This is a genomic window from Terrabacter sp. P5_B1 (genome assembly GCF_056400505.1).
The window spans coordinates 1-9,517 of the sequence record NZ_JBFULD010000156.1; the positions used below are offsets into that span (position 1 = coordinate 1).

Here is a 9,517-nt window from a genome sequence, read left to right on the forward strand (position 1 = left end):
CCAGGCCGCGCGGGCGGTGATGGCCACCGACCCCGCCCGGGCCGACAGCCTGCTCGGCCAGGCAGAGGACCAGGCGCGTCAGGCGTTGACGTCGGTCCGCGAGTCGGTGGCCGCGCTGCGCGAGGCGCGGCCGGACCAGCATCTCCCGGAGCAGCTGAGGACCTTGGCCGGCGAGAGCGAGGCGGCCGGCCTGCCCACGTCGGTGGACGTCGAGGGAGTCGAACGCCGGCTCCATCACGAGGCTCAGGTCGCCCTCTATCGTGCCGCCCAGGAGAGCCTCACCAACGTGCGCAAGCATGCGCATGCCCAGGCCGCCGTGATCCGGCTCGCCTACCTGCCGGACTCGGTGAGTCTGGAGGTTCGCGACGACGGGTGCGGCCTCCGGCGCAACGACGGCGGCGGGTTCGGGCTCGTCGGGATCCGTGAGCGAGTCGATCGCCTCGGCGGCTCCCTCACCGTCGAGTCGGCACCGGGCGCGGGTGTGACCGTCCGCGTCGAGGTGCCGGGATGAGCCCCGACCGCCCCGTGCGGGTGCTCGTCGTCGATGACCAGACCTTGTTCCGTGAGGCCCTGACAACGCTCCTGGAGGTGCGCGAGGAGGTCGAGGTCGTGAGCGCCGCGGCGGACGGCGCCGAAGCGCTGGAGCTCGTGGCCAGGCTCCGACCCGACGTCGTCCTCATGGACCTGCGGATGCCCGTGCTCGACGGTGTCGCCACGACGCAGCGGCTGCGCGTCGAACATCCCGACGTGCGTGTGCTGGTCCTCACGACCTTCGACGGCGACGACGAGGTCTTCCCGGCGCTGCGCGCCGGCGCCGTCGGCTACCTGCTCAAGGACGCCACCGCGTCCCGGCTCGTCGAGGGCGTGCTCGCGGCGGCGCGCGGCGAGTCCGTGCTGCAGCCGTCGGTCGCCGCCAAGGTCCTCGCACGGATGAGCCGGCTGCCAGACGTCCCGGACGGGCCGCGCCCACAGCCTCTCGTCGACCCGCTCACCCACCGTGAGCTGGAGGTCCTCCGGGCGCTCGCCGACGGGCTGAGCAACCGGGAGACCGCCGAGCGCCTCTACCTGTCCGAGGGCACGGTCAAGAACCACGTCACCAACGTCCTGGCCAAGCTCGGCGTCCGCGACCGCACCCAGGCCGCGCTCCGCGCCCAGGCGCTCGGCCTGCTGTGAGGGTCATGCCGACGGGGTGACCTCGAAGGTGACCTCTGGCACGTCCGGGTCGGGGCCCGCCGGACCGACCATCGTCGGCATGACTACGTACTCGACCCCGTATGCGGACCGCACGCCGCGCGCCCTGGCCCGCAAGCTCCTGCACACGCGGCTCGGCCGCTTCCTCACGGCATACCTCGAGATGACGCTCGCGATGGTCGTCGGCATGGGAGTGTTCGGTGTCGTCTGGGACGCCGCGTGGCCCGGCCTGACCGCCCGCCCTGACGTCATGGCCCTGACCATGGCCTTCGACATGACCGTCGGCATGGCGGCCTGGATGTGGGTGCGAGGGCATGCACCCCGGCACATCGCGGAGATGTCCGCCGTCATGGTGCTGCCCTTCCTCGTCCTGCTGGTGCCCTACCGGCTCGGGGTCCTTCCCGGCGAGCTGCTGCTCACGTGGGGCCACGTCGCGATGTTCGCGCTCATGGCCGCCTACCTGGCGTGGCGTCCGCACCTGTCTGGCACCCCCGCGCCGAGGAGCGGGGACGGTGTCCCGCCCGGACCCCGGACGGCCCGTCTCTCTGCGGTCCTGCTCGTCGTCGGCGCAGCCCTGGCCGTCGTGGGCAGCATCCTGCACCCGCACGACGAGTCGCCGAACTCCCACGAGGCCGTCTTTGCCGAGTACGCCCACAGCGCGGACTGGGTGTGGGTCCATGACCTCCAGKTCCTGTCGGCAGCAGTGGTCGTCGCCGGACTGCTGACCCTGGGCCGGACCCTGCAACGGGTCGGCGTTCCCCGGACCCTCGTGCGAGTGGGCGACGCGGCGGCAGCCGCCACCCTGGCCCTCATCGCCGTGAACATGGCCGTGGACGGCGTCGCCCTCAAGCATGCGGTCGACGCCTGGGCGGGCGCGGACCCCGGGGACCGGGCGTCCCGGTTCGCCGCCGCGGAGGCCGTGCGCTGGCTGGAGTGGGGCGTCAACTCGTTCTTCACCATCCTGCTCGGGGTGACCCTGCTGACGGTCGCTGCAGGCCTGCTGAGCCGGGCGCACCTCGGCACCCAGGTCCGCCTGGCCGGTGTCACCGGGGTCCTGGCGGGCATCCTCCTGGTCGTCAACGGTCTGACCGTCGGCGCGCACGGCTTCGAAGCGACCGCTCTCTCTCCCATCGCCAGCGGTCTCTACGTCGTCATGGCGCTGGGCGTCCCGGCCCTGGACCGAGCAGTCAACAGGAGCACTGCGTTCCCTGACGGCTCTAGGATCGCGCGGGTCAGCCGGTGAAGCCGTCCGGACGGCACGAGCGGCCCGACCGTGCGATGCCAGCCGCCATCCCCCAGGAGTCGCTGCATGCCCGCCCACGACCACCTCGCGCCGAGCGATCCCAGCGATCCCAGCGATCCCAGCGATCCCAGCGATCCCAGCGTCGGACCTGCGACCGTCTACCTCATCGTCGGCCTTCCCGGCGCAGGAAAGACCACTCGCGCCAAGGAGCTGGAGACCAGCGCGTCGGCCCTTCGGCTGACGCCGGACGAGTGGCAGCTGATGCTCTTCGGTGACCAGAACCCTCCGGACAAGCGGGATCTCGTCGAGGGCAAGCTGGTTCAGATCGGCATGCGGGCCGCGGAGCTCGGCACCAACGTCGTCCTCGACTTCGGTTTCTGGGGCACGGACGAGCGTTCGGCGCTCCGCTGGATCGCCGCCGCCGTCGGTGCACGTAGCCGCGTCCTCTACCTGCCCGTCGACCACGAAGAGCAACGCAGACGCGTCACCCGTCGGTTCGCGGCCACGCCCGAGGAGACCTTCCACATGAGCGACGTCGAGCTCGAGCAGTGGCGCGGCCAGTTCCAGGCCCCGGACGAGGAGGAGCTGCGAGGCGGCCGGATCCCACCCGTCCCGCCCGGGCACGCGACCTGGTCGGAGTGGGCCTCCCAGCGCTGGCCGTCCTTGCCCGACCAGTACGCCCGACCCACCGACCGGTGATCTCCGATCCCCGAGCCGGCGGGACGTCCGAACCGGTCGATCGGCTGGCCCGACGTCGCCTTGCCACCCCGTCATGGAGCCGATTCCCTGACGTGGCAGGGTTACCCATCGTGTCTGCGACGAACGGCGCCCGCGCTCGCGCGACTCGGCGGCTGCTGAACCGGGTCATCCTCGTGGTCGCGGCACTCGCCGCGCCTTCGTTCGTGGCCGGCTGCGGCCTCGCACCGTCGTGGCCGGGCGCTGCTGTCCCGCACACCGCGACCCGCGTGGAGCGGCACACCACGACGAGTTCCCCGGCGCCGTCGCCCGTCGCCGGCACCCTGACGGCGGGGCAGGTGCACGTAGCCCTTGCGACGCTCGCCGCCCTCCCGGTCAAGGGCAGGGCGCCGAAGACGGGCTACGCGCGTGCCGCGTTCGGCCCCGCGTGGAGCGACGACGTCGATGTCGAGGGCGGCCACAACGGCTGCGACACGCGCAACGACGTGCTCCGGCGCGACCTCACCGCCGAGCTGCTCAAGCCCGGCACCCATGGCTGCGTCGTGCTCTCGGGCACGCTCGCCGACCCCTACACCGGACACACCATCGTCTTCGCCCGCGGACGCTCGAGCTCCTCGAAGGTGCAGATCGACCACGTCGTCGCGCTCGGTGACGCGTGGGTCACCGGCGCCCAGCAGCTGACGCCGACGCAGCGCACGACTCTCGCGAACGACCCCCTCAACCTGCTCGCCGTCGACGGACCGACCAACAGCGCCAAGGGCGACGCCGACGCCGCGTCCTGGCTGCCGCCGAACAAGGCCTTCCGCTGCACCTACGTGGCGCGCCAGGTCGCCGTGAAGCAGCGCTACCACCTCTGGGTCACTCCCGCGGAGCGAGCGCAGATCGCGCGCATTCTCAGCAGCTGCGTGCCGGCACGGTGATCAGTCGGACCGGTCATTCTCTACCGGCTGCGACGCCGCGTGAGCGCGCCCGCTGGGCCGCCATGTGCGCGTCGAACTCCTCACGCCACGTGCCGCTGACGACGATGCCCTCCGTGCGCGCCACCTCCGTGGACAGCTCGACCGGGAAGCCGTAGGTGTCGTAGAGCACGAAGAGGTCCGCACCGGTGACGCCCGTCGCCCGGTGACCCTCCAGCCGCTCGAGGCCACGCCGCAGGGTGCGGCGGAAGACGTGCTCCTCGCGCGCGAGGAGCTCGGCCACCTCATCGGCCGCGGCCGCCACCTCGGGGTAGGCGCGGGAGTAGATGCCGGCGACGGTCGGGATGACGTGCGGGAAGAAGTTGTCCTCGATGCCGAGGTCGACGGCGAAGCGCACGGCCCGGCGCACGAGCCGGCGCATCACGTAGCCCTGCGCCTTGTTGCTCGGGCGCACGCCGTCGACGGCGAGGAACGTCGCCCCGCGCAGGTGGTCGGCGATGACCCGCATGGCGAGCGTCTCGTCCTCGTAGGTGCGGCCCGACAGCTCCTGGAGCCGCTCGATGATCGGCCACAGCAGGCTGATCCGGAAGACGTCGGAGGTGTCGAGCGCTGCCGCCGCGATGCGCTCGAGACCGCCGCCGTAGTCGACGTTGCGGCGGGGGAGCGGCTCGAAACCGGTCTCGGTGCGGCGGTACTCCATGAAGACGGAGTTGCCGAGCTCGATGAACCGGCCGCAGTCGCAGTTCTGGTGGCAGTGCTCGCCGTAGGCCTGGTCGTGCTCGACGTGGGGGAAGAGGTAGAAGACCTCGGTGTCAGGGCCGCCCGGCTCGCCGACGGGCATGCGCTCGGGGCTGCCCTCGCGGCACCACCAGTTCTTGTTGCCGTAGAAGGCGATCCGCGCGCCGCCGGACCCGACCCGTGCCGCGTGCTCCTCGGGCCCGAGCTCGACCTGGTCGGCCGGGACCCCCGCCGCCGTGAACAGCTCACGCCAGAGGGCCGCCGACTCGTCGTCCTTCGGTATGCCGTGTGCCTCGTCGCCGATGAAGCACGACACGTAGAGCCGGGCGGGGTCCAACCCCACCGTCCCGGTGAGGAAGTCCCAGAACTGCCGCAGCTGTTCGGGCTTGAAGTAGTCGCCGAGGCTCCAGCTGCCGAGCATCTCGAAGAAGGTCGTGTGCCGGTTGTCGCCGACCTCCTCGATGTCCTGGACGCGCAGGCAGGTCTGGCTGTCGACGAGGCGGCGACCGGCCGGGTGGTCCTCGCCGAGGAGGTAGGGCAGCAGCGGTTGCATCCCGCTGCCGGTGAAGAGTGTCGTCGGGTCGTCGTCCGGGACCAGCGACGCGCGTGGGATGACCGCGTGGCCCCGACCGGCCAGGTGGTCGAGGAACGCGCTGCGGATCTCGTCTGCGTCCATGCCTCGATTCGACACCCCGGAAGGCGCTGCCCACCAGCCGGTTTCGTGACGAAGGGTCCGGGAAGGCATGCTCGTCGCATGCGCCCCCTTGTCGACCTCGTCCTCGTGGCGGCGTTTCTCGTCCTCTTCGCCCTCGCCGTGCGCACCGAGCCGCGACGGTGGCGCACCGGCGTCCTCCTCCTCGGCGCCCTCTGGGCCGTGACGACCGCCGTCGGCGCCTCCCCGCTCCTGCTGCCCCGCGTCGGGGCGATGCTGCTCGGGCTCCTCTTCGTCGGCACCGGACTGCGCGTCGTTCGCCCGGAGGGTCGCAGCCGCACCAATGCGCTCGCCCTCGTGCTCGGCGTCGCGATGGTGACCGCGACCGTCCTCGCGATCTGGCTCTTCCCGCCGAGCCACACCTTGCGGGCGGTCGTCGGCGTCGTCGTGGTCCTGCTGCCCGGCTACCCCGGCCTCGTGCTCGTGTCCTTCGCGCTCTACTGCCTCGCCTACCTGCGTCGTCGGCCGCGACCGGGTCCGGCGGCGATCATCGTCCTCGGGTCAGGCCTCGTCGACGGCACCGTGCCGACGCTGCTCGCCCACCGCCTCGACGCCGCACTCGAGGCCTGGCGCGACGAGCGCGCCCTCGGCCACGACCCGCTCGTCGTCCCGAGCGGTGGACAGGGCGACGACGAGCCGATGGCCGAGGGAGTGGCCATGACGGCATACCTCGTCGCCCACGGCGTCCCCCCGGAGGCCGTCGCGACGGAGGACCGGTCGACGACGACGGAGGAGAACCTGCTGCTCTCGCGCGAGATCCTCCGCGCCCGCGGGCTGACCGAGGCGGGCCACCTCCAGGTCGTGACGAGCAGCTACCACGTCGGCCGCGCAGCGCTGCTGACGCGCAGCCTCGGCATCGACGCGGACGTGACCACGGCACCGACGGCGTGGTACTTCCTGCCCAGCGCGTTCCTGCGCGAGCTCCTCGCCGCGCTGACGCTCTATCCACGCACCAACCTCGCCGGTCTCGGTGTGTGGGCCGCGGGGACGGCCTACCTGGCGTATGCCGTCCCCCTCCGCTGACCGGGGCCGCTCGGTCAGCGCGGGGCTGCCTGCTGGGCCAGGTCGTCGCGGAGCACCCGCTTGAGCAGCTTGCCGCTCTGGTTGCGGGGCAGCTCGTCGACGAAGTGGATCGCCTTGGGCAGCTTGAACGGCGCGAGCGTCGCACGGGCGTGGTCGATGAGCTCGGTCTCGGTCACGGTCTGCCCGGCGCGGAGCACGACGACGGCCGTGACGGCCTCGACCCACCGCTCGTGCGGGGTCGCGATGACGGCGACCTCGCCGACGGCGGGGTGGGTGTAGAGCGCATCTTCGACCTCACGGGACGCGACCATGACGCCGCCGGTGTTGATGACGTCCTTGATGCGGTCGACGACGGTGAGGTAGCCGGCCTCGTCGCGCGTGACGAGGTCGCCGGAGTGGAACCACCCGTCGCGGAAGGCCTCGTCCGTCGCGTCCTGCTTGTTCCAGTAGCCGGTGCACAGCTGCGGTGAGCGGTAGAGCAGCTCGCCGGGCTCGCCAGCCGCGACCTCGGAGCCCTCGGGGTCGACGACGCGCGCCTCGACGAAGAGCACGGTGCGGCCGCACGCCTCGGGTCGCGCGGCGTGCTCCTCGGGCCGCAGCACCGTCGCGAGCGGACCGATCTCGGACTGGCCGAAGCAGTTCCAGAACCCGAGCTCGGGCAGGCGCTGCTGGAGCCGGTCACGGACCGGGACCGGCATGATCGAGGCGCCGTAGTACGCCTTGTGCAACGACGCGAGGTCGGCCGTGTCGAGGGCCGGGTGGTTCGACAGCGGCACCCACACGGTGGGCGCGAGGAAGAGCGAGCCGATGCGGTGGGTCTGGACGCGCTCGAGGATCGTCTCCACGTCGGGCCGGGCCAGCAGGTGGTTCGTCGCGCCGACCGCGAGGTAGGGCAGGAGGAAGACGTGCATCTGGGCCGAGTGGTAGAGCGGCATCGAGTGCAGCGGCGCGTCGTCCTCGCGCAGGTCGAGCCCCACGATGCTCGAGACGTACTCGTGGACGAGGGCCCGGTGGGTCATCATCGCGCCCTTGGGCTGTGACGTCGTGCCCGAGGTGTAGAGCAGCTGGACCAGGTCGGTGTCGGACGTCTCGACGTCGAGGGCGGGTACCTCACCCTCGCTCCACCGTGGCAGGACCGCGTCGTCGCCGCCGTGGAGGAGCAGCACCTGCTCGAGCTCGGTGTCCGCGCGGACCGCCTCGACGGAGTCGCGCAGCGCCACGTCGACGAGGGCGACCCGGGCGCCGGAGTCCTGCAGCAGGTAGGTCAGCTCGCGACCGGTCAGCGCGTAGTTGATCGGCACGTGGACGAGACCCGCTCTCGCGCACCCGAGGAAGGCGAGCAGGTAGGCGTCGGAGTTGACCCCCACGGTCGCCACGCGGTCGCCACCGGTGAGTCCGAGACCCAGCAGGTGCGCGGCCGCGCGGGACACGGCGTCGTCGAGGGCGGCATACGTCCACGTGCGGTCCTCGAAGACGAGGGCCACCCGGTCGGGGTGGCGGGTCGCGCTGCGGCGGACGATGTCGTCGACGGTGCTCGAGGTGATGGCGCTCATGGGCGGTCTCCGGGGGTCGGGTGGGCGGGGGCTGAGGCGAAGGACGCGAGCAGGGCGCCGGCTTCGGCGGTCGCCGACAGTCGGGCGATGGTGGCGGCCTCGTCGGCGAGCTGGGCTGCATACGGCCGCTCGGCCGACCGACGCAGCAGGCGCGCCGCCTCGCCCACGGCCCGGCGTGGGAGCGCGGCGATCGCGGCGACGACCTCCCCGGCACGCGCGTCGAGCGTCTCGGCGGGGCACACCTCCGTGACGAGCCCCCAGTCGAGCGCGGTCGCCGCGTCGACGGGCGCGCCGGTGAGCAGGAAGAGCGCGGCCCGGCGGGCACCGACTGCCGCAGGCAGCAGTGCGCTGACGCCGCAGTCGGGCGACAGGCCGACCGAGGGGTATGCCGCCACGAACGTCGCGTGGTCGGCGGCCAGCACCACGTCGGCGGTGAGGACGAGACCGACGCCGGCGCCGGCGGCCGCGCCCTGGACGACGGCGACGACGGGGACGGGCAGGGCGCGCAGCGCTCCGAGTGCGTCGTGCAGCACGCCGGCGAGCTCGGCGACGAACGCCGGCCGGTCGTCGGCGGCGGCCATGGCGCGGACGTCGCCGCCGGCGCAGAAGAGCCTGCCGTCCGCGCGGAGCACGACGACGTGGATCGCGTCGAGGGCCTCCGAGATCCCTCCGACCGCCTCGCGCAGCGCGATGGCGGTCGGCAGGTCCACGGCATTGCCCGCGTCGGGTCGCGCGAGCCGGATGGTGGCCACGCCCCCCGACACCGACAGCTTCGGCAGCGTCGTCGTCACACGTTCATCCTGCCTGTCCGGCCGCCGGATGGGGCGCAGTGGCCGTCAGAACGTGGGGGGTCGCCCATCCGGGCCGTCGAAACATGGGGAGGTGCGCCCGATGTGGCACCCCGCCCTGCGATCGCACTCTGGTGGTGCGCCGACGACCGTCGGCGGACCACCACACCAGAAGGAAGCACCATGAAGCGGTTCCTCATCGAGCGCGAGGTCCCTGGGGCCTCGTCGCTGACCATGGACGACCTGTGCGAGATCGCACGCACGTCCAACGCCGCCGTCGACTCCCTCGGAGTGCCCTACACCTGGGTCACGAGCTACGTCGCCGGCGACAAGATCTACTGCGTCCACGAGGCCGACGAGGCCGAGGCGATCCTCGAGCACGCCCGTCGCGGCGGCTTCCCGGCGAACCTCGTCTCGGAGGTCGTCAACGAGTTCGGTCCGCACACCGCGGACCACGTCGCGGCCTGAGGGCCGGGGAGGGGAAGCCATGATCCACAGCGGGACGTACGAGTTGCTGCGCGAGCTCGACCGGCAACGGCACCCGGCGACGGACGCGCATCGGACGAACCGGCACCGGGGGCTGCAGCGCAACGCCCGGGAGATCTCGCTCGAGGTGCGTCGCCAGCGTCGCCACGGCGAGGCCGCCTGACGGGGCC

Annotated in this window: 11 protein-coding genes; 8 read left to right on the plus strand and 3 right to left on the minus strand. The window is 72.4% G+C overall.

What is annotated here, in order from left to right:
- The 5 genes from AC1DP0_RS12470 to AC1DP0_RS12490 form a co-directional block, all read left to right on the plus strand.
- On the plus strand, positions 1 to 511 hold a 511-nt coding region (locus AC1DP0_RS12470), incomplete at its 5' end, for a sensor histidine kinase (RefSeq protein ID WP_478084876.1).
- Positions 508 to 1,173 carry a response regulator gene (locus tag AC1DP0_RS12475; RefSeq protein WP_478084877.1) on the plus strand — a complete coding sequence of 222 codons (666 nt, stop codon included), beginning with the start codon at positions 508 to 510 and terminating at the stop codon, positions 1,171 to 1,173. The genes AC1DP0_RS12470 and AC1DP0_RS12475, both read left to right, overlap by 4 nt.
- A 79-nt stretch (positions 1,174 to 1,252) precedes the next feature.
- Positions 1,253 to 2,434 carry a hypothetical protein gene (locus tag AC1DP0_RS12480; protein ID WP_478084878.1) on the plus strand — a complete coding sequence of 394 codons (1,182 nt, stop codon included), beginning with the start codon at positions 1,253 to 1,255 and terminating at the stop codon, positions 2,432 to 2,434.
- Positions 2,435 to 2,500: 66 nt separating this feature from the next.
- On the plus strand, positions 2,501 to 3,133 hold the full coding sequence (locus AC1DP0_RS12485) for a P-loop nucleotide/nucleoside kinase family protein (RefSeq protein WP_478084879.1): 633 nt from the start codon (positions 2,501 to 2,503) through the stop codon (positions 3,131 to 3,133).
- Positions 3,134 to 3,243: 110 nt separating this feature from the next.
- Positions 3,244 to 4,050, plus strand: coding sequence for an HNH endonuclease family protein (locus tag AC1DP0_RS12490; protein WP_478084880.1), 807 nt, complete (start codon positions 3,244 to 3,246; stop codon positions 4,048 to 4,050).
- Positions 4,051 to 4,063: 13 nt separating this feature from the next.
- Here the strand turns inward: AC1DP0_RS12490 and AC1DP0_RS12495 are convergent, their stop codons facing one another.
- Entirely contained in the window at positions 4,064 to 5,461 is a 1,398-nt protein-coding gene (locus AC1DP0_RS12495; RefSeq protein WP_478084881.1) for an alanine--tRNA ligase-related protein, read from the minus strand.
- Between the two features lie 78 nt (positions 5,462 to 5,539).
- On the opposite strand from AC1DP0_RS12495, the gene AC1DP0_RS12500 reads away from it, so the two are divergent.
- Entirely contained in the window at positions 5,540 to 6,520 is a 981-nt protein-coding gene (locus AC1DP0_RS12500) for a YdcF family protein (protein WP_478084882.1), read from the plus strand.
- A 14-nt stretch (positions 6,521 to 6,534) separates the two neighbouring features.
- Here AC1DP0_RS12500 and AC1DP0_RS12505 read toward each other — a convergent pair whose 3' ends face one another.
- Together AC1DP0_RS12505 and AC1DP0_RS12510 are read right to left on the minus strand one after the other, a co-directional pair.
- Complete coding sequence (locus AC1DP0_RS12505; protein WP_478084883.1) at positions 6,535 to 8,073, minus strand: fatty acyl-CoA synthetase; 1,539 nt, start codon at positions 8,071 to 8,073, stop codon at positions 6,535 to 6,537.
- On the minus strand, positions 8,070 to 8,864 hold the full coding sequence (locus AC1DP0_RS12510) for an enoyl-CoA hydratase/isomerase family protein (protein ID WP_478084884.1): 795 nt from the start codon (positions 8,862 to 8,864) through the stop codon (positions 8,070 to 8,072). The genes AC1DP0_RS12505 and AC1DP0_RS12510 overlap by 4 nt, the downstream gene beginning before the upstream one ends.
- 180 nt (positions 8,865 to 9,044) lie before the next feature.
- Here AC1DP0_RS12510 and AC1DP0_RS12515 point away from each other — a divergent pair, with 180 nt between their 5' ends.
- Both AC1DP0_RS12515 and AC1DP0_RS12520 read left to right on the plus strand, forming a co-directional pair.
- A complete protein-coding gene (locus AC1DP0_RS12515) occupies positions 9,045 to 9,329 on the plus strand; it encodes a DUF4242 domain-containing protein (RefSeq protein ID WP_478084885.1) in 285 nt (94 codons plus the stop codon).
- Between the two features lie 19 nt (positions 9,330 to 9,348).
- The gene (locus AC1DP0_RS12520; RefSeq protein WP_478084886.1) at positions 9,349 to 9,510 is read left to right on the plus strand and encodes a hypothetical protein; all 162 of its coding nucleotides are present in this window, start codon (positions 9,349 to 9,351) and stop codon (positions 9,508 to 9,510) included.
- Positions 9,511 to 9,517 lie beyond the last annotated feature (7 nt).